Here is a 19848-nt window from a genome sequence, read left to right as displayed (position 1 = left end):
CGGGAACCTCCAGTCGGACGGTCATCGAGTACGAGACGCTAGGCGCCGTTGCCATCGGGGTGGTACTTCCTTCTTCTGCTGTGAGCGGTGGGGGGAGAGCGGTGGGGGGGTGCCTCTATGTCCTTGGTCAAGCGAGGCGTGGGGTTCGTGGTTCGTAGAAGGTGCCGTCGCGGAGCATCGCGAAGAGCACGCTGATGCGGTGCCGGGCGAGGCGGAGGAGGGCCTGTGTGTGGGTCTTTCCCCGGGCTCTGCACTGGTCGTAGTAGGTGCGGGAGGCGGGATCGTGCAGGGCGGCGAACGCGGAGAGGAACATCGCGCGTTTGAGCTGCCGGTTTCCGCCTCTGGGTGCGTGTTCGCCGTGGATCGAGGTCCCCGACGACCTCGTGGCCGGGGCGAGGCCGGCGTAGGAGGCGAGATGGGCGGCGCTGGGGAAGCTGGTGCCGTCGCCGACGGTGACCAGCAGAACAGCGGCGGTCCTGACCGCGACCCCGGGCATCGAGGTCAGGACCTGGGAAAGAGGGTGAGCCTCCAGCAGGGCCCCGATCTGGGCTTCCAGGGCCCGGCGTTGTTCGTGGACGGCAGCGAGGGACCGGGCCAGGGACGGGATCACGGTGTCGAGGGTGCCGGTGCCCGGGACCACGACGGTCTGCTCGTCGAGCGCGTCGAAGACCTCGTCGATCAGCCGCTGGGCCATGCGTGGTGCCCTGGGCCGGACCAGCTCGACGAGCCTGCGGCGTCCGGCTTTCCGCAGAGCCTGCGGGGAGCCGTGGCGTTCGAGCAGCCAGGTGACGGCCTGGTGGTCGAGGCGGGGGCCGAGGACGCGTTCCAGGGACGGGTGGAACTGGGTGAGCAGGCCGCGGATGCGGTTGCTGGTGCGGGTGGCCTCGGCGGCGAGGTCCTGGTCGAACCCGACGAGGACGGTGAGTTCGGCGGTGATCTCGTCGGTGAGTTCGAGCGAGCGCAGGGTGTGCGGCATGGTGCGGGCGGCGTCCGCGATGACCGCGGCGTCCTTCGCGTCGGTCTTCGCCTCGCCCGGGTAGAGGTCGGCGATGCGACGCATCGCCAGTCCGGGCAGGTAGGCGACTTTGCAGCCGGCATCCCGGGCCACGGTCAGGGGCAGGGCGCCGATGGAGGCGGGCTGGTCCACGACGACGAGCACGGTGCCGAACTTTGCGGCCAGCTTGTCGAATACGACCCTCAGCTTCGGCTCGCTGTTGGGCAGCGGTTTGTCGAGAACCTTCTTGCCGGCCGGCGTCAGCCCATGACCGTGATGAGCGGTCTTCCCGACGTCCAGGCCGAGGAACACGCCCACGTCTTCGGTGTCGAACATCGCACCCTTCCAGGAGAGTTGACCATGCCGGCCTCGGCGTCGGTGTCGTACGCGCGCATCCACGTTATGCAGACCTGCCGCCCGCGAACTGCCCGGCATTGCGCCGGACCGGGCGGTGGCCGGACCTCTGATCAGCGTCTCCGACGGCACCTCCCGGGCCCGGTGACACCACCCCCCAGGTCATCCGTTCGACAGGGGGCAACAGTCATGCCGGGCCCGGAGGCCAGCAGCCCTCTTGCAGGACCGCGAAGAAGATAACGGGGAATCAGACCGCAGCGGTCCGTGCGTGCGGGCGGGCCAGGTTGTCCGGGTGGAGGATCTCCTGGAGCTGCTCCGGCGTGAGCAGGCCCTTGGCCAGGACCAGGTCGTACACCGAGGCGCCGGTGGTCAGCGCCTCCTGGGCGACCGCGGTGGCCTGTTCGTAGCCGATGTGCGGGTTGAGCGCGGTGGCCAGACCGATGGACTGCCCGACGAGCCGCGCCAGGTGCTCGCGGTTGGCGGTGATGCCGTTCACGCAGCGCTCGGCGAGGGTCAGGCAGCCGGCCTGCAGGTGCGTCAGGCTCTTGAGCAGGCTGTGCGCGATGACCGGCTCGAAGGCGTTGAGCTGGAGCTGCCCGGACTCGGCGGCCATGGTGACGGTCATGTCGTTGCCGACGACCTCGAAGGCGATCTGGTTGACGACCTCGGGGATCACCGGGTTGACCTTGCCCGGCATGATGCTCGAACCGGCCTGCACGGGCGGCAGGTTGATCTCGGCGAGGCCGGCGCGCGGGCCGCAGGAGAGCAGGCGCAGGTCGTTGCAGGTCTTGGAGAGCTTGACGGCGATCCGCTTGAGCACGCCGGAGAGCTGGACGAACGCGCCCATGTCCTGGGTGGCCTCGACGAGGTCGCCGGCGACGGAGAGCGGGATGCCGGAGAGGGCGCTCAGGTGCTCGCAGGCCGTCGCGGCGTACTGCGGGTGGGCGTTGAGGCCGGTGCCGATGGCGGTGCCGCCGAGGTTGATCTCGCTCAGCAGCGCGCAGGCCTCGGCGAGCCGCGCCCGGTCCTCGGCCAGCATCACGGCGTAGGCCGCGAATTCCTGACCGAGCGTCATGGGCACCGCGTCCTGGAGCTGCGTGCGGCCCATCTTCACCACGTCCGAGAACTCCGCGGCCTTGGCCGCGAAGGCCTCGTGCAGCACCTCCATGGCCTCCAGCAGGCGGGCGGCGGCGAGCTGCAGGGAGAGGCGGACGGCGGTCGGGTAGACGTCGTTGGTGCTCTGCCCGGCGTTGACGTCCTCCAGCGGGTGGAGGTGGCGGTACTCGCCCTTGCCGTGACCGAGGAGCTCCAACGCCCGGTTGGCGACGACCTCGTTGGCGTTCATGTTGGTGGAGGTGCCGGCGCCGCCCTGGATGACGTCCACCACGAACTGGTCGTGGAGGCGGCCGGCGCGGATCTCCTCGCAGGCCTGCACGATGGCGTCCGCCTTGCGCTCGTCGAGCAGCCCGAGGTCGCGGTTGGCCTGTGCGGCGGCCTGCTTGACGGAGGCCAGGGCGACGACGAGGTCGGGGTAGGCGGAGATCGGGGTGCCGGTGATGGGGAAGTTCTCCACGGCGCGCAGCGTGTGCACGCCGTAGTACGCGGCCGCGGGGACGTCCCGGTCGCCGAGGAGGTCGTGCTCGGAGCGTGTCTGCGGGTGGTCGTGGGGGGAGGCGGGGGCCGGCATGGGGGTCCGTTCGGCAGGTGTGGTGGGGGGAGAGGAAGGACGTCAGGCGGCTGCGACCGGCACGGCGGCCGTGGGGGCGGCGAGCGCGTGGCGCAGCACGTCGGCGCGGGCGGCCGGGTCGGTGGTGGCGAGGGCCGCGGAGAGCACGGCGATGCGTGCCTGGCCGGCGCGCAGGGTGCCGGTCAGGACGGCTCCGGCGGCCACGAGGTCCACGGCTCCGCCGTGGGTGTAGATCTCCGCGACCGGTCCGGTGGACACGCGCGTGGTCAGGGCCACCAGGACGCCGCGGGAGACGGCGGCCTCGACGGCGGCGCAGATCTCGGGGGTGGCGTTGCCGGCACCCGTCGCGACCAGGACGATGCCCTGGGCGCCCGCCCCGACGGCGGCGTTGAAGAGCAGCGGGTCCCCGTCGCAGTGGTGCATGACGGCATCGACCCGGGGCAGCGGTCCGTCGGCCGCGGGCAGGGGGAGCGGTGCCGGGCGCTCGGGGCGCCGGTGGATCTGGATGCCGTCGGCCGTCACGTCGGCGACCCGGCTGCCGGAGGGGTCGGCGAAGGCGTCGGCGGCCAGCGTCTGCACCTTGACCGTGCCGCGCGCGGCGTGCACCTGCCCGTCGAAGACCACCAGGACGCCGAGGTCGCGCACCGTGGCCGCGGTCAGCAGCGCGTCGTGGAGGTTGCGCGGCCCGTCGCCGCCCTCCGCTTCCAGCGGGAGCTGGGCGCCGGTGAAGACCACCGGGCGGGGGTCGTCGTGGTGGAGGTCGAGGAAGAAGGCGGACTCCTCGAGGGTGTCCGTGCCGTGGGTGACGACGATGCCGTCCACGGCGGGGTCGGCCAGCACCTCGCGCACGGTGCGCAGCAGGGCGAGCTGGTGCCCGGTGGTGATCCGGGCGCTGTTGACGCTCATCAGGTCGACGACCCGGACGCTCACGCCCTCGGGCACGGCGGCGGTGGCCAGGACGTCCCCGCCCGCCGCGTCGGCGGCGAACCCGGATCCCTGCCAGCGGCTGGCGATCGTCCCGCCGGTGCTGATGACGACGACCTGTCCCACGTGTGCTCGCTCCTCTTGCCGCTTACCGGGTGATGCCTCGTACGCCAGTTCGCAGACGTCGGGCCGGGAGCAACCTTAGAACGAATCGCACGCAATCGGATTGCCAGTTCAGGCGCGGTCTCCGAGGAGCCGTGGTGGATAATTGCGCCATGGACGGGATCGACAGAAATATCTTGCGCGAGCTCCAGAGCGACGGCCGGCTGACCATCCAGGACCTCGCCCAGCGGGTCGGCCTCACCTCCTCGCCCTGCCTGCGCCGCGTCCGCCAGCTCGAACAGGACGGCGTGATCGAGGGCTACCGCGCGGTCATCAACCCCGAAGCCGTCGGGCGCAGCTTCGAGGTCCTCGTCTCCGTCGAGGTCAAGCGCGACCGGGAGGCGGTCGAGGCCTTCGAGGCGGCGCTCCAGGACATCCCCGACGTCGTCGAGGCCTACCGCCTCTTCGGCAGCCCCGGCTGCCTGCTGCGCATCGCCGTCGCCGACCTCACCGCCTACGAGCGGCTGTGGATCGAGCGCCTCACCACGCTCTCCGGCGTCACCGAGGTGAACTCGCAGATCATCATGAAACGGATCAAGGAGCCGCGCGGGCTGCCGGTCGACCGCTGAGCCCTCAGGCGCCGCCGCCCCGGGTGATGGCCAGGAGCGCCATGTCGTCGCCGATGCGGCCGCCGGTGTGGTGGCCGACATCGGCGAGCAGAGCGTCGAGCAGCTCGTCCGGACCGGAGAAGACGCGCCCGGCCAGGGCCGCGACGGGATCGTAGAACGCCCCCGCATGGTTCTTCGCCTCGGTCAGACCGTCGGTGTACAGCAGGAGGGTCGCCCCCGCAGGGAAGCGCACCGTGTCGGTCGGCGCGGCCCCGGCGGGCCGCAGCCCCGCCAGGCACAGGGGGAGGGCCGGCTCGGACGGCTCCGCGCTGTGCACCTCGCCGTTCCGCAGCAGCAGCGGCGCCGGATGGCCGCGGTTGACCAGCCGCAGCTCGTCTCCCGTGTGCGCGATCTCGGCGAGAACGCCCGTGACGAACCCCTCGGTCCGCTCCAGCCCCTCCCGGCGCTCCGCCTCCCGCACCAGCCCCCGCTCCAGCCGCTCCGCGATCCCGGCGAGCGCGGGCTCCTCCTCGGCGGCCTCCCGGAACACCCCCAGCGCCACGTCCACCGCCTTGACCGCCTCCATGCCCTTGCCCCGCACGTCGCCCACCAGGCAGCGCACGCCGTACGGGGTGTCCTGCACGCCGTACAGATCGCCCCCGATCTGCGCCTCCCGGACGGCCGACTGGTAGCGCACGGCGATCCTCAGGGACCGGATGACGGCCGGCGGGTGCGGCAGCACGGCGCGCTGCACGGCGAGGGCGACCTCGCGCGCCGACTGCAGCCGCATGTCCCGGTAGTGCATGAGCCGGTTGACGACGAGGGCGAAGGCCGAGACGGTCGCCACGGCCGCCAGCTCGCTCCGCCCGCCCGAGTCCGCCGCTATGCCGAAGTGGGTGAGCACCGCGAAGTCGGCGACGCACGCGCCGATTCCCGCCAGGATCGTCGCGCGCAGCGACAACAGGGCTGCGGCCGTCATGGGTGCGGCCGTGTAGAAGGCCTCCGCGCTGAAGCGCGGGGGAGTGTTGAGGTCGAGGACGACGCCGCCGACGAGCAGCACGAGGGGCACGATCTGCAGGTGGCGCAGGAACCAGCGCTGCACGCCGGTGAGCCCTGCACCCGGTGCCTTCACGTGCCCGCTCCCGATCCTCGGTGCCGAACCCCACGCACGCTCCAGGATCCCCGGATCCGATCATGGCTGCCAGCCGTGGGACGGCCGTACGGGTACGCCCCGCCCGCCGCACCTCACCTGCCCCAGATCCTCCGGTACGCCGTGCGGTACCCCGGCGGGTCCCAGGTCGTGGCGCCGCCGGTGTTGCCCGCGGTGGCGATGTGAACGGGGGTGACGTATCCGCTGGCCGGGCGGCCGGAGAAGGCGCGGTTGAGCTCGTCGACGATCTGCCACCCCTGCGCGGAGAGCGGCTCGGGGACGGTGGCCGCCTGGAACTGCCGGTTGTTGATCCGCTCGAAGGCGGACGGATCGCCGTCGCCCGCCCCGATGTTGAAGGGGGCTCCCGATCCCTTCCTGCGCTCGGCGCGCAGGGCCGGGGCGGCGTCGGCGAAGTAGACGTCGTTGACGGCGACGGAGTGGGTCCAGGTGGTCCGGAAGCGTGCGAGGAGTCCGGAGACCGCCTGGGGGGTGCGGCTGCTGGTGTCCGGGAGCGGGATGTTCTCCTGCGCGAGGAGCCGCACGTCGCTGCAGGCGGCCAGTTCCTTGCGGATCAGCTCGGACTTGTGGTGGGCGAAGGGGATCGAGGCGTCGGTGAAGACGACGACCCCGGCGGTGCCGTGGGAGTGGGCGACGATCCAGTCCGCGCTGATCGTGGCGACGTCGTCGACCTTGGTGGTGATGTTGGTGAAGAGCGCGGGGTCCTTGCTCGGCCCGGGGGAGTCGACCGCGTGCCAGCCGACGAGCGGGACGTGTCCGGCCCCGGCCTGCGCGACCTGCTGGGAGGTCGGCCGGGGGTCGAAGCCGCCGACGACGATGCCCGACGGCCGCAGGGTGACGGCCTGGCTGAAGGCCTGCTGGAGGCCGACGGGGGTGCCCTGGCCGTCGATCACGCGGACGGTCCAGCCGATGGCCCGTGCCGCTTCCTGTACGCCCTTGGCGGTGCCGGCGACGCCGGGATTGGTCATGGTCTGGGCGACGTAGACGATCGTCTTGCCGGGCACGGCCGTCGGGCCGCTCGTGGGCCCGTTCCACCGGACGGTGCCCGACTCGGCCTGCCGGACGGCTGCTTGGGCCTTTGCGAGGGCGGCCGGGCAGCCGGTCTTCGTCGGGGCCGCGGGGGTGCTCGGCGTACGGGACGACGAACCGCGCTCGCAGCCGGTGAGGAGCACGGTCGCAACCGCCCCTGCGGCCACGGCCGTCAGGGCGGATCTCACGGAGCGGCTCCGGGCGGATCGGGCAACGGCCGTTCGGGCCCGGCCCGTCGCCGCTGCAGCTGCCGGCGGGCGGCGTAGCCGGCCAGGCCGACGGCGATGAGCAGCGTGCTGCCGTTGAACAGCGGAGTGACCCAGAACTGGGCGCCGAGCTGGCCGATTCCGGCGAGACCGACGGCGAGGACGGTGACGGCGACGAGCGTGCCCGGGGCGTTGGCCCGTCCGGGCCGGATCGCGGTGGACCCGAGCAGGGCGCCGACGAAGGCGGGCAGCAGGTAGTCCATGCCGACGCTCGGGTTGCCGATCCGCTGCTGGGCGGCGAGCAGCACGCCGGCGATGCCGACGACCAGGCCCGATCCGGTGAACGCGCAGACGACGTAGCGCCGGGAGGGGATGCCGACCAGGTCGGCGGCGCGGCGGTTGGAACCGATGACGTACAAGTACCGGCCGAGGGACAGCCGTTCCAGGAGCGCCCACAGCACGCCGGTGAGGGCGAGGACGTAGAAGGCGGGGACGGGCAGGCCGAGGAACCGGGAGTCGTACAGATCGGTGAAGGCGGCGGGCAGGCCGTGCGGGCCGGGGACGATACGGGCCCCGTCGGTGATCCAGCCGGTGAAGGCGTACATGACGCTGCCGGTGCCGAGGGTGGCGATGAAGGAGTCGATCCTCGCGCATTCGACGACGAGGCCGTTGACGGCGCCGGCCGCCGCCCCGCCGAGCAGCACCACGAGGCAGGCCAGGGGCCACAACCATCCTTCGGTGACGACGAGTTGCATCGTCACGACGTGCGCCAGGCCGAGGCCGTAGCCGATGGACAGGTCGAACCTGCCGGTGGCGATGGGGAGCGTCGCGCCGAGCGCGAGGAAGGCGGGGACGGAGTTGTTGGACAGGATGGCGGAGATGTTGTCGAGCGTGGGAAAGGTGTCCGGCAGGGCGAGGGAGAAGGCGAGGAAGAGCAGGGCGGTGAGGGCCGCCAGGCCGTAGGCGCCGACGAGGTGGCCGAAGCGGCGGCCCAGCGGGGAACGGGGCGGGCGCAGAGGGGTCATTCCGGCATCCCGGTCAGGGGTGTCATGGCGGAGGCTGCGCGGGTGAGCGCGGCGGCGGTGAGGGCGGTGCCGCTCAGCTCGGCCGTCACGCTGCCGCGGACGAACACCAGGGCCCGGTGGCACACGGTGGCCACCTCCTCGAAGTCGCCGGAGACGAGCAGCACGGCGAGGCCGCGGTCGAGCGCGTCCTGCAGCAGGCGGTAGAGCGCCGCCTTGGCGCCGACGTCCACTCCGGCGGTCGGCTCCTCCAGGATCAGCAGACGCCGGCCGGTCCGGAGCCACCGGCCGATCATGACCTTCTGCTGGTTGCCCCCGGACAGGGCGGCGATCGGCGCCTCGGTGTCGCGGGGGTGCACCGCGAACTGCTCGATCAGGGCGGTGGCGCGGGCCCGTTCGCGCCCGGGGCCGATCCAGTGCGCGCCCGGCGGACCGCCCGCTCCGGGGTTGGCCAGGAGGTTCTCCCGTACGGTCAGCCCGTCGGCGCAGCCCTCGTCCTGCCGGTTGCTGCTGACGAAGCCGGTGCCGGCGGCGACCGCGGCCGCGACCGTGCCCGGCCGGTACGGCCGTCCCGCGAGCAGGGCCCGGCCGCCGAGGAGCGGCCGGCAGCCGGCGAGGGCGCGGCCGAGGGCGGTGTGCCCGGCGCCGGTGAGGCCCACCAGGCCCAGGATCTCGCCGGCGTGCAGCCGCAGGCCGACCGGGCCGGTGTCCTCGGTCCGTACGCCGTCGAGGCTCAGCACGGGCGGTCCCGGGGCGGGGGCGGTGATGCGGTGGGGGGCCGGTTCGTGGCCCACGATGTCGTGCACCAGGCGGGCGGCGGGGTAGCCGGCGAGCGGGCCGTGGCGGACGAGGCGGCCGTCGCGCAGGACCGCGAAGGTGTCGGCCACCCGGTGCACCTCGTCGATGCGGTGGGTGACGAAGACGACGGCGTGGCCGTGGTCGCGCAGGGTGTGCAGGACGTCGAAGAGGCGGGCGCAGTCCGCGGCCGGGAGGCTGGCGGTCGGCTCGTCCAGGACGATCAGTTCGGCCTCGGTGCACAGGGCGCGGGCGATGGCGACCAGGGAGCGTTCGGCCCGGGTCAGCTCGGCGACCGGGGTGGCCGGGTCCAGGTGGGCGGCAACGGTGCCCAGGGCCCTCGCGCACTGCCGGCGGGTCCGCCGCCAGGAGACGAATCCGGCGCGGCGCGGGTAGCCGGCGCCCAGTGCGATGTTCTCGGCGACCGTCATCCACTCCACCAGCCCCAGATCCTGGTGGATGAAGGACATGGTGCGCGCGGCCGCCTCGGTGCCGAGCGGGTGCCCGGCGACGGTCACCTCGCCGGCGTCCGCGTGGTGGACGCCCGCGAGCACCTTGATGAGGGTGGACTTTCCGGCCCCGTTGGGGCCGAGCAGGGCCAGGATGCTCGCGGCGCGGATGTCGAGGTCGACCGCGTCCAGGGCGAGGGTGCCGCCGAACCGCTTGCCGAGGCCGCGGATGCGGACGAGAGGCTCCGAACTCCGCATGTCCGTCATGCCGGTCATGCTAAGGCTCCTCCCGGCCACGCGCCGGACGGGCCGTCAGATCGCCGGGATGTCGTCGAAGTCGATCTCGGCGGCCCCGGGCCCGCCCGCGGACATCTCCAGCGGGCACTCGGCCCAGATGACCTTGCCACCGGCGGTGTAGCGGGTGCCCCAGGCCTGCGAGAGCTGCGCGACGAGGAACAGGCCGCGGCCGCCCTCGTCGGTGGTGGCGGCGTGCCGCAGGTGCGGGGCGGTGCTGCTGCCGTCGGCGACCTCGCAGATGAGGGTGTGGTCGTAGAGCAGCCGCACCTGGATGGGGCCGGTGCCGTAGCGGACGGCGTTGGTGACCAGCTCGCTGAGCAGCAGCTCGATGGAGAAGCCGATCTCCTCCAGCCCCCAGTCGGCCAGCCGCCCGGTGACGGCGGCGCGGACGGACGAGACCAGCGCCGGGTCGGCGGGCAGGTCCCAGGTGGCGATGCGGTGCGGGTCCAGGGCGTGGGTACGGGCCACGAGCAGGGCGATGTCGTCGGACGGATGCTCGGGCACCACCGCCTCCACGACCGCCTGGCAGGTCTCCTCCGGCGGGCGCCCGGGACGGGCCAGGGCCTGGCGCAGCTCCTCCATGGCCGCGTCGAAGTCGCGGTCGCGGTCCTCGACGAGGCCGTCGGTGTAGAGCACCAGCTGACTGCCCTCGGGGAGGGCGAACCCGGCGGTCTCGAAGGGCAGACCGCCCAGCCCCAACGGCGGTCCGGCCGGCAGGTCGGGGAAGACGACCGAACCGTCGGGCCGGACCAGGGCGGGCGGACAGTGCCCGGCCCGGGCCATGGTGCACTCCTGCGACGTCGGGTCGTAGATGACGTACAGACAGGTCGCACCGATGATCCCGGTGATGCCCGAGAAGGGGTCGTCGCCGCACTCCTCCCGGTCGAGGCGGCCCACGAGGTTGTCGAGGTGGGTGAGGACCTCGTCCGGGGGCAGGTCCAGCTCGGCGAAGTTGCGCGCGGCGGTGCGCAGCCGGCCCATGGTGGCCGCGGCGTGCAGCCCGTGGCCGACGACGTCCCCGACCACGAGGGCGACGCGGGTGCCGGAGAGGGGGATGACGTCGAACCAGTCGCCGCCCACCCCGGACTCGGCGGGCATGTAGCGGTGCGCCACCTCGACGGCGTTCTGCTCGGGGAACCCCTGCGGCAGCAGACTGTGCTGCAGGGCCAGCACCATGCTGTGCTCGCGGGTGTAGCGGCGCGCGTTGTCGATGCAGATGGCGGCGCGCGTGGCGAGTTCCTGCGCGAGCGAACGGTCGTCGTCGCCGAAGGGGGAGGGATCGCGCGAGCGGTAGAAGCTCGCGATGCCCAGGACGTTGCCGCGGGCCAGGAGCGGGACGACGATCAGGGAGTGGACGTTGTGGGCCAGGATGCGCTGGGCGTTCACACGGTTCTGGGAGATCCAGCCCAGGGCGGTGCGCAGGTCGGGCTCCAGGACGGTCCGCCCGCCGGCCAGGCAGCGCAGCTGCGGGGTGGTCGGCTGGAGGCGGACGAGCTCGCCCACGGGATAGAAGGGGCAGTCGTCCCGGATGCCGTGGACCACCGTCCGGTGCAGGTCCTTGGCGGGGTCGGCCGGCTCGTCGCCGCGCAGGACGGCCTCCGGAAGGTCGATCGTGACGTAGTCGGCCAGCCGCGGCACCGCCATCTCGGCCAGTTCCTGGGCGGTCCGGGTCACGTCCAGGGTGGTGCCGATGCGGGTGCTGGCCTCCGACAGCAGCTCCAGGCGGCGCCGGGCCGCCACGGCGAACCGCCCCACCCCGGGCTCGCCCAGCATCACCAGCCCGCCGGCCGCCTGCCCGGGCGCGGCGGGCGGGACGGGCCGGCGGCCGGGCAGCGGGACGGCGGCGTCGGTCAGGGCCTGCTGCGTCACGAAGCCGGGCGGCATGGCGGACTCGGCGGTGACGGCGAGACGCTGGTGCTCCGCGGCGAGCACCGCCTCGACGGCCACGCCCTCCACCCCGGAGGAACTGGTCACCGGCCGGCTCACCAGAGTGATCCGCCGCCCGCTGGGCAGCGGCACCTCGACGGCGGCCCGCTGCGCCGAGGAGATCAGCTCGGTCGCCTTCTCCTCCAGGACCAGCCGGTCACGCCAGTCCAGCCCGCCGGTGACGAGCCCGCCCGGCCGCCGCTCGTCGGCCGGTACGCGGCCGTTGACGTCGAAGTACGCCTGCAGCAGGGCGCGTTCGCGCGCCGAGCTCTGTTCCAGCAGCCGCCGTTCGATGGCCTCGGCCGCCCTGCTGATCACGACGTCCAGCGCCACGTCCGCGTCGGAGCGCGGGTAGCCGAAGCACAGCACCCCCTCGATGCGCCCGCTGAGCGGGTCCCGGATGGGTATCGCCGAACAGGCGTTGGACTGTGAGCGTTCGGCGAAGTGCTCGGCGCCGTAGACGTTGATCAGCCGCCGCTCGGCGAGCGCCAGTCCGATGCCGTTGGTCCCGCCGTACTTCTCCGCGAACACGAAACCCGGGACGCTCTGGATCGGATCCAGACGGGCGGCCAACGACGGGTCGCCGAACCGGCGTTGGAGCACCGCGCCGCGCGCGTCGGCCAGGGACACGTTCATCTTCGTGCCCGCGAACCGTGCCTGCAGCCGGTCCAGCACGGGCCCGGCCGCGAGGGCGAGACGGCCGTCCAGGTCGATGTCCTGGGTGTAGGGAAGCTCGCAGCCGTCCGGCGAGAGCCCCAGGGACCGGCTGCGCTCCCAGGAATTGAGGATCAGGTTCCGTACGCCCTTCCCGGCCGTCCCGCCGAGAAGGAACTGCTCACGGGCGAGTGCGGGGCCGCCGTCGTCTGTCACGAGCCCCATCCGGATCACTTCCCTCATCCGCACGTGCCGCCATGGCCGCCCGTGCGTCGGAGCAGTTGCAGTGACGTTCCATTTTAGAACTTTGTCCATATGGCGGCATCGGTCGCCCACAGGCCACCGCCCGGCACCGTCGGTGACCGGCCCGGCCCCGGACCCGACCCCGGCCTCCGCCTCACAGCACCGCGACCGGGCCGACGGGCGACCCCGTTGCGCCGGGGATGTTCAGCGGGGCCACGACCAGCAGGAACGCGTAACGCCCCGCCTCGGCGCAGGCCGCGGAGAGCGCCTCCAGATCGAGGTTGTCCAGCAGCGGGACGCCCATCGCGGCGAGGGCGAGGGCGTGCACCGGGGAGTGCACGCCCTCGACCGGCGAAGGCCGTACGTCGCTGTCGCCGTCGCTGCCGAGCAGCGCGACGCCCCGCCCGGCCAGCAGGGGCACCGCGCCCACGTGGAAGCCCGCGCACGCCTCGCCGGGATCCCAGGCCCCCAGCTCCCGGCGCCGGCGGAACCGGCCGACCCGCAGCAGCACCGCGTCGCCCTCGCCGGCCGTCACGCCCAGCGCCTCCTCCGCCGCGACGACGTCCGCGGCGTGCACGGCCTGGCCGGGCTCCAGCCACGCCGTTCCCAGGACGGCCGGCAGATCGAGCAGCACACCTCTGGTCACCAGGGGCCCGAGCCCCGCGACGTCCCCGAAGCGGGCACCCCCGGCACCGACGAGCTCCCGCGCCGCGCCGCCCCCGTACAGCTGCCCGCGATAGGCGATGTGGGCGGGCGCGTCCAGATGACTGACGGCCTTGCCGTGGTAGTCGACGCCGATGAAGTCCTTGTGGGCGGAGGGCTCGGGAGCCTCGACGTCACCGAGGTCGGACATGAAGTGCAGGGCGGGCCTGGCGTTGTCCGGCCCCGGCACGGTGTCCCACGGCCGTCCCAGCGCCACGACGGCCCCGGACCGCACCAGCGCCACGGCCGCACGGACGTGCCCGGCGGTCACCCGGTTCCAGGCCCCCCGGCCCGCGTCCGCCCAGCGGCCCCACGTCCGGACCTCGTCGAAGAGCACGTCGAACTCCCGGCCGGAGACGGGCGGTCCGTTGCGGGGGCCGTCCGGCGGGGGAGCCGGGGCGACGGCGGGGCGCTTGCTCACTCGGCCAGTGTGGCCTCGACCGGCCGGTCCCGGCATCCGGGGAAGGGACGTCACTCCCCGTTGGTCTGGACAAAACGCCTGGTGATGGTGTGAGTTGGTGATCGACAAGCCGACGGCACCACGGAAGGGAATCACACGTGATCAAGAGATTATGCGGCCTCGCCCTGGCCCTGGCGCTCACCGCGGCCGCAGGCGCGGGCACCGCGCAGGCCGACGCGCGCACCGGCCGGGACGATCCCGGCAAGCGCGTCTACAACGGCATGCAGATCGCCTTCGGCCCCCAGGCGCCCGACCTCTTCTGCACCCTCGGCGCCGTCGGCACCGACGACCACCAGCGCAAGACGGCCATCACGGCGGGCCACTGCCTGAGGCCGGACAAGAAGTACTCGGACCGCGAGATCCCGGAGAACGTCGCCCCCGTCTACCATCGGCAGGACATCGGCTACGGCCCGATCGGCTACGTCCGCTACTTCAAGGACCCCGAGGGCTCGCAGACCGGACACGTCACCAAGGACTACATGGTCATCGAGCTGCTCCCGCAGGTGACGCTCTCCTCCCAGGGCCCGTACCTGAAGCAGACCGGCGAGGTGAAGTACCCCCAGGGGCCGGTCAGTCCGAACGCCCTCAAGCCCGCGCTCGACAACGAGCGCCTGCTCACGACCGGCAACAACGAGATCATCACCTCGGGCCAGACGGGCGTCTGGTACGGCACCGTCATGAGCAACGACAAGGGCATCTACCGGGCGCCGGCGTACAACCAGAAGGGCGACTCGGGCGGCCCGGTCATCTGGCACGTCCCGGGCACCGACCTCCCCTCCAAGGCCAACAACTTCCAGGCCGCGGGCCCCTGGGCCGGCATCACCAAGGGAATCACCCTCCAGCTGCCGCCCTTCAACTACACCAGCTCGGCGAACATCCTCGCCGACCTGCGCGCCCGCGAAGCCGCCGATCCCGCGCACAACATCTTCGGCGCGGGCTTCGAGGTGACTTCCAACCCGTGACGGCCAACCCGTGACGGGCGACCGGCCAGGCTCGCGCCGGAACTCCCCGATACTGCGGAAGAGTTCCGGAACCGCCGGGATCCGCCTGCCCGGACCCCGGCGGCCGTGTACGTACCCGGACGTCAGCCGCAGTTGCCCGCCGGCCGGGGGCGGGTGACGAGGTCGGTGTAGCCCGTGGTGGCGTCGATCCACACCACCTGCCTGCCGCCCGCCGCGGCGGGCGAGAGCTGCTCACCGCGGTTGCAGGAGACCCGGCTCCGGCGCGAACCGTCCGGCGAGAACTGCCACAGCCTGTCCGGCGATCCGGGTGTCCGCGCGGCGACGGTCACCGCGTCGTCGGAAGCCGTCAGACTCTCGGCCCGCAGCGCGTCCTTGCCCGTTCCGGGGCTGATGTCGACGGCACCCGTGCCGTCGAGGTTCGCGCGGCGCAGCGTGGCCGTACCGGTCTGCCAGTCGGTCGGCACCAGCCAGTACACGTACGTGCTGTTGACGGCGGTCCAGGTGACGTCCGGCGGTGTGCCGGGCTGCTGCATCACCGTCCGCTTGCCGGTCGCGGTGTCCAGGACCTCGGCGTCGTTCCGCCAGCCCTGGGGACTGCGGTGCCAATGGGCGAAGGCGATCCGGCCGTTGCTCAGGGACGGATACCCCGTGCCGGAGAAGCGGCTCCACGGGATCGGGGGCACGGTGACCGGGTCGGAACCGTCCATCCGCACGTACACCACGCGCGGTGCGACGCGGTGCCCGTGGGCCTCGAACGTCACGAGCTTCCCCTCGACGTGCAGCGAGGAGACGTGGTACCCGCTGTACAGCTTCCTGATCGGGCCGCCGGCCAGCGGCCGCGCCAGCACGTCGGCGATCCTGCCCCGGTACGCCTGCCACACCACGGTCCTGCCGTCGGTGACCGGATCGACGTGGTAGCGCCCGTCGTTGGGGCTCATCAGCTTCGGCGCACCGGTCCCGTCCAGGCGGCCGGCCCAGACCGAGTACGGCTCGGAGCCGTCGTCGTTGGACCGGGACGCGGCCCACCAGCCGCCGCCCGCTCCCACCGAGGTGCGGTCGCTGCTCGTGTTGACCTTGCCGGCCAGGAGGTCGGAGTCCACGCCCATGGCCAGTTCCCAGCCGGGCACGATGCCGTGGGCGTCGAAGGCCCGCTCGACGGACCTCAGGTCGCCGTCCGACGCCTTGAGGTCCCTGGCCGCGGCGACGACCGCGTTGCGGCCCTCGGTGAAGCCGTCCAGCGGGGTCAGGTATTCCGTCAGCGCCCTGTAGACGATCCTGTCGGCGAGCGTGCGGTCCAGATCCTTGCGGATGTCCCACAATGCGCCCGAGAAAATGGTGGAGTTGGCGTGGACGCCGCCGTTGTCGTGGGCGATCGACATGCCGAGGAAGGACTTGGACGTGGTCCTTCCGTCGTTCATGTCGCGGGTGGCGCATTCGCGCGGGGATTTGGTCCGGCACAGCGCCTCGCCCAGGAGACCCGCGTCGGGGTCGTCCATCGCGATGCCGTACGTGTCGGTCTTGACGGCTCCGCCGAAGTAGTCGGCGAGCGCCTCGTTGAGTGCGCCGGACTGGCCTGCGTAGACCAGATTCGCGCTGTTCTCGACGACGCCGTGCGTCATCTCGTGGCCGACGACGTCCAGAGCGGCGGAGAACGGCCGGTATTCCTTGTCGCCGTTTCCGTACACCATCTTCGTGCCGTCCCAGAAGGCGTTGACATACGGCACGTACTTGCCGACGCCCACCAGGGAATTGATGGCCATGCCGCGGCCGTCGAGGCTGTTCCGGCCGTGCACGGACTTGTAGTAGTCGTAGACCTTGCCCGCGCCCCAGTGCGCGTCCACGGCACCGGCCTCGGTCGCCTCCCGGTCGAAGGCGGGGGTCGGCGAACCGAACTCCTTGATGCCGTTGGGCCAGGTGCCGGACACCTCCCAGACGCTCAGCCCCCGCGCGTCCCACGTCGAGATCAGATTCTTGTCGCTGCCGGCCTCGGCCCGGGTGCGGTCGCGCATCACGTACTGCTTCCGCGCCTCGTCCCGTTCCACCTGCAGGTCGACCGTCCTGCCGTCGAACTTGACGCCCGACCCCTTCGCCCCGGCGTCCTGCGCCGCGGCGGAGCGGTGCTCCCGGTCCGCCGAACTCCCGGGCCCGCTCGCCTCCTTGGGGGCCGCGAACGTCTTGATCCCGCTGTACTGGAGAACCGGGTAACCGGACTGCGCCTCGACGTACACCTCGTGCAGGACCGGAGCCCCGGTGGCCGGGTCGGTGCCCCGCACGGTGACGTGCTGGGTGAGCACGCCCTCGCCCTTGGGGAGGACGACCGGTCCGCGCGCGGTGCCGGTCAGCGGCGCGGCGGGCTCGCCGTCCCGGCCGGGCCGCGTCGGGCCCAGCTGCTCCTGGACCGCGTCGACCGCCCGGTCGACCGCCACCTCTGCGTCGATCCCGGACTCGGTCGCGACCTTCAGGCCGGTGAAGTACCTGCCCGAGGTGCCGGTGACGACCCGCTTGCCGTCCTTGCGCTCCATGCGGACGACGTACTGCCCGCCGAGGACGTCCACCCCGCGGTACTTCTGCTGCAGCCGCACGATCTCCGAGCGGCCGGATGCGGTCGTCTGCACGGGCTTCAGGTCGCGGTCCGGGTGAGCAATGCGGTAGCGGCTCTGCCGGTCCGCCAGGTGCGCGCGGGCCGCGTCGGCGGCGCTCCCGGTCGCCTTCACCGGCTCGCGGATGCCGGTCACCAGCGCGGGTGTCGTCGTGTGCTGCCCCGGGATCACCTCTCCCGGGCCGGACGCCGGCGTTGTCGCCGCCCGGGCGGGCCCGGCGGAGACGACGAGTGCGGCGGCGCCGATCAGCGCCGCCGCACCGGATAAGCCGCCGCGTGGTCCGGAACTTCTGGATGCTCTCCGTCTTGCCGCACGTGCGCTCGGTCTACGCACGGTACCCCCTCTGCGAGATGCCGGGCGGGACATGCCCGACAGCCGGAATATTTCCGGGCAGAGTCATGCAAGCGGCGATGCGTCCGCTCATCAATGGGGGAGACGAAAGTGCGTGGGCCGGTTTCGGACGTGTGGGGCGGAGCGACGCGTCAGCCGGCCGTCCGCGCCACGTGCCGCCGCCGGCAGAGCCGGGCCCAGGCGCCGGCGAGGAGCACCCCGGCGCCGGACACGGCCGCGGGCCAGAGGACCGTCCGGCGGCCACCGGGTGCCGCTGCCCAGCACCAGTTGGAGTTCAGCTGTTTCTGCATCGAGATGTCGATGCGGCGCGGCGACGCGTGGGCGTCGCCGGCGCCGGTCGGGCTCGTCCTGTGAGTTCCCCCGTGCGGCGTCAGGCCGGCAGCACGGCCTCGATGGCGGCGGTCACCTCGGGCGCGTCGGGCTCGGTGCGGGGGCCGAAGCGGGCGGTGACGGCGCCGTCGGGGCCGACGAGGAACTTCTCGAAGTTCCAGCGGATGTCCCCGCTGTGCCCCTCGGCATCCGGCGTGTCCACGAGCCCGGCGTACAGCGTGTGCCGGTGCTCGCCGTTGACATCGGTCTTCTCCGTCATCGGGAAGGTGATCCCGTAGGTGGCCGAGCAGAAGGCGGCGATCTCCTCGGCGCTGCCCGGCTCCTGGCCCATGAACTGGTTGCACGGGACGCCCAGGACGCTGAACCCGCGGGCGGCGTAGCGCTCGTGGAGCTTCTCCAGCGAGGCGTACTGAGGGGTCAGCCCGCACCGCGAGGCCACGTTGACGACCAGGACGGCCTTGCCGCGGTACTGGGCCAGGTCTGCCGGGCCGCCCTGGAGGGCGTCGATCTCGATGTCGTAGAGGGACATGTTCGCTCCTTGCCGATGTTCGTCGGTCGTACGGGCCCAGTGTGCCTGCCGATGCGAGTGCGTCGGCCGCCGGGCCCCGCGGAGTGTTGACCGTTTGTTGAAGTCCCGTCCCTAGCTTCCTCACTCGCGACCCAGGAAAACCGAGAAAGAGGACGGGCGTCATGAAGAGACAACTGAAGAAGTCACACCTGTGGGCCACCCTGGCGCTGGCCGCGGCAGCCGTCACCGCCGTGCCGGCGACGGCGCAGGCGGCGGACTCGACGGGCCCGGTCACCGGGATCGGCGGCAAGTGCCTCGACGTCCGCGGCGGCAGGACGGACAACGGCACCCCCGTGCAGCTCTACGGGTGCAACGGCACCGACTCCCAGAAGTGGACCTATTCGTACGAGCCCGGCCGGGCCGGCTCGCCGCTCGTCGCATTCGGCAAGTGCCTGGACGTCGCCTCCGGCGGCACCGCCGACCGCACGCCCGTCCAGCTGTGGGACTGCAACGGCTCCGGCGCCCAGACGTGGGTCCGTATGGAGGGCGGTGTTCTGCTCAACCCCCAGTCCGACAAGTGCCTGGACGTGCCCGCCGGCAGCACGGCCGACGGCACCCAGCTGCAGATCCACTCCTGCAACTACTCGCAGGCCCAGATATGGAACTTCCCCACCGGGAGCGCCGCGAGCGGCCGTCCGTCGGTCGACGAGCTCAGGAAGCAGGTGCTGCAGCTGGTCAACGACTACCGTGCGCAGAACGGCAAGGCGGCGCTCACCTACGACTCCGCCCTGGAGCACACCGCGCAGGACGAGGCCGACGAGGAGGCCCGCCGTCAGCAGCAGGGTCACTGGACCTTCGACAACGGCATCTGGGACCGGCTCAAGAGCTACGGCTACTCCCACCAGATCCGCAGCTTCGCCGAGAACGCCGCCGGCGCCCACGGCTTCTGGACGGACGCGCAGTCCGTCGTGAAGGCGTGGATCGACGAGCCGAAGCACCGCGAGTACATGCTGGGCGACTTCGCGTACACGGGCGTCGGGCTCACGATCGATGCGAACGGCACCTACTGGTGGGCGCAGGACTTCGCCGGCTGACCCGGCAGCCGGGGCTGACGGCAGGGGTGGGTCCTCGCCGTCAGCCCCCGTTCGGCGCCGCGCAGTCCTCGGCCGGAGGCCGGCCCGCCGGCCAGGCGAGCCCGTCGAAGGCGATGCTCCTGGTGCGCGGGTCCAGTTCGACGATGGCGACCCCCTTGTCGTAGGGGTTGCCGTAGTTGTCCAGGCAGATCCAGCCGCTGGCCCCCTCCACCTTCCCGCTCCTGCCGTGCATCCGGTACCAGGCCTCGGCGACGTCCTGCAGGCTGGGCAGCGGGTTGTCCTTGCCGGTGTTCCTGCGGATGCCGGAGACCGCGGTCCACACCGAGTCGTGGATCATCATCGTCCGGGAGTCGTGCCAGGGCGATTGCAAAGTTCGTTGATCG

15 protein-coding genes and 1 pseudogene are annotated in these 19848 nt (G+C 72.4%); 3 read left to right on the top strand and 13 right to left on the bottom strand.

Annotation, left to right across the window (positions count from 1 at the left end; translation table 11 throughout):
* Positions 1–127: 127 nt before the first annotated feature.
* The 3 genes from ACLHRZ_RS34780 to ACLHRZ_RS34770 all read right to left on the bottom strand — a co-directional run bounded on the left by ACLHRZ_RS34780 (position 128) and on the right by ACLHRZ_RS34770 (position 4085).
* Positions 128–1330: an IS110 family RNA-guided transposase gene (locus ACLHRZ_RS34780; protein WP_490422623.1), complete on the bottom strand. Its 1203-nt coding sequence runs from the start codon at positions 1328–1330 to the stop codon at positions 128–130.
* Between the two features lie 265 nt (positions 1331–1595).
* Positions 1596–3035: an aspartate ammonia-lyase gene (gene aspA / locus ACLHRZ_RS34775; RefSeq protein ID WP_490422622.1), complete on the bottom strand. Its 1440-nt coding sequence runs from the start codon at positions 3033–3035 to the stop codon at positions 1596–1598.
* 42 nt (positions 3036–3077) lie between these two features.
* Positions 3078–4085, bottom strand: coding sequence for an asparaginase (locus ACLHRZ_RS34770; RefSeq protein WP_490422621.1), 1008 nt, complete (start codon positions 4083–4085; stop codon positions 3078–3080).
* A 149-nt stretch (positions 4086–4234) separates the two neighbouring features.
* On the opposite strand from ACLHRZ_RS34770, the gene ACLHRZ_RS34765 reads away from it, so the two are divergent.
* On the top strand, positions 4235–4690 hold the full coding sequence (locus tag ACLHRZ_RS34765) for an Lrp/AsnC family transcriptional regulator (RefSeq protein WP_490422620.1): 456 nt from the start codon (positions 4235–4237) through the stop codon (positions 4688–4690).
* A 4-nt stretch (positions 4691–4694) separates the two neighbouring features.
* Here the strand turns inward: ACLHRZ_RS34765 and ACLHRZ_RS34760 are convergent, their stop codons facing one another.
* From ACLHRZ_RS34760 to ACLHRZ_RS34735, 6 genes are all read right to left on the bottom strand, one after another.
* Complete coding sequence (locus ACLHRZ_RS34760; RefSeq protein ID WP_490422619.1) at positions 4695–5801, bottom strand: PP2C family protein-serine/threonine phosphatase; 1107 nt, start codon at positions 5799–5801, stop codon at positions 4695–4697.
* A gap of 113 nt (positions 5802–5914) precedes the next feature.
* Positions 5915–7054 carry a substrate-binding domain-containing protein gene (locus tag ACLHRZ_RS34755; RefSeq protein WP_490422618.1) on the bottom strand — a complete coding sequence of 380 codons (1140 nt, stop codon included), beginning with the start codon at positions 7052–7054 and terminating at the stop codon, positions 5915–5917.
* Positions 7051–8097, bottom strand: a complete 1047-nt coding sequence (locus tag ACLHRZ_RS34750) for an ABC transporter permease (protein ID WP_490422617.1) — start codon at positions 8095–8097, stop codon at positions 7051–7053. The genes ACLHRZ_RS34755 and ACLHRZ_RS34750 overlap by 4 nt, the downstream gene beginning before the upstream one ends.
* The gene (locus ACLHRZ_RS34745; protein ID WP_490422616.1) at positions 8094–9614 is read right to left on the bottom strand and encodes a sugar ABC transporter ATP-binding protein; all 1521 of its coding nucleotides are present in this window, start codon (positions 9612–9614) and stop codon (positions 8094–8096) included. The genes ACLHRZ_RS34750 and ACLHRZ_RS34745 overlap by 4 nt, the downstream gene beginning before the upstream one ends.
* A gap of 36 nt (positions 9615–9650) precedes the next feature.
* Entirely contained in the window at positions 9651–12440 is a 2790-nt protein-coding gene (locus tag ACLHRZ_RS34740; RefSeq protein ID WP_490422615.1) for a SpoIIE family protein phosphatase, read from the bottom strand.
* Positions 12441–12612: 172 nt separating this feature from the next.
* Positions 12613–13581, bottom strand: coding sequence for a cyclase family protein (locus ACLHRZ_RS34735; RefSeq protein WP_490422614.1), 969 nt, complete (start codon positions 13579–13581; stop codon positions 12613–12615).
* A 137-nt stretch (positions 13582–13718) separates the two neighbouring features.
* Between ACLHRZ_RS34735 and ACLHRZ_RS34730 the strand changes: the two genes are divergently transcribed.
* Complete coding sequence (locus tag ACLHRZ_RS34730) at positions 13719–14582, top strand: chymotrypsin family serine protease (protein WP_490422613.1); 864 nt, start codon at positions 13719–13721, stop codon at positions 14580–14582.
* A gap of 122 nt (positions 14583–14704) precedes the next feature.
* Here the strand turns inward: ACLHRZ_RS34730 and ACLHRZ_RS34725 are convergent, their stop codons facing one another.
* The 3 genes from ACLHRZ_RS34725 to ACLHRZ_RS34715 form a co-directional block, all read right to left on the bottom strand.
* Positions 14705–17548, bottom strand: coding sequence for a M4 family metallopeptidase (locus ACLHRZ_RS34725; protein WP_490422612.1), 2844 nt, complete (start codon positions 17546–17548; stop codon positions 14705–14707).
* Between the two features lie 116 nt (positions 17549–17664).
* Positions 17665–17823 carry a hypothetical protein gene (locus tag ACLHRZ_RS34720; protein WP_490422611.1) on the bottom strand — a complete coding sequence of 53 codons (159 nt, stop codon included), beginning with the start codon at positions 17821–17823 and terminating at the stop codon, positions 17665–17667.
* 80 nt (positions 17824–17903) lie between these two features.
* Positions 17904–18392 carry a glutathione peroxidase gene (locus ACLHRZ_RS34715; protein WP_490422610.1) on the bottom strand — a complete coding sequence of 163 codons (489 nt, stop codon included), beginning with the start codon at positions 18390–18392 and terminating at the stop codon, positions 17904–17906.
* Between the two features lie 161 nt (positions 18393–18553).
* On the opposite strand from ACLHRZ_RS34715, the gene ACLHRZ_RS34710 reads away from it, so the two are divergent.
* Positions 18554–19465, top strand: coding sequence for a CAP domain-containing protein (locus tag ACLHRZ_RS34710; protein ID WP_490422609.1), 912 nt, complete (start codon positions 18554–18556; stop codon positions 19463–19465).
* Positions 19466–19505: 40 nt separating this feature from the next.
* Here ACLHRZ_RS34710 and ACLHRZ_RS34705 read toward each other — a convergent pair.
* Positions 19506–19848 (bottom strand): annotated as a pseudogene (locus ACLHRZ_RS34705) (hypothetical protein); the annotation flags it as partial.

Source organism: Streptomyces sp. AM25 (assembly GCF_058146165.1).
This window is presented reverse-complemented; position numbering and strand designations above follow the sequence as displayed.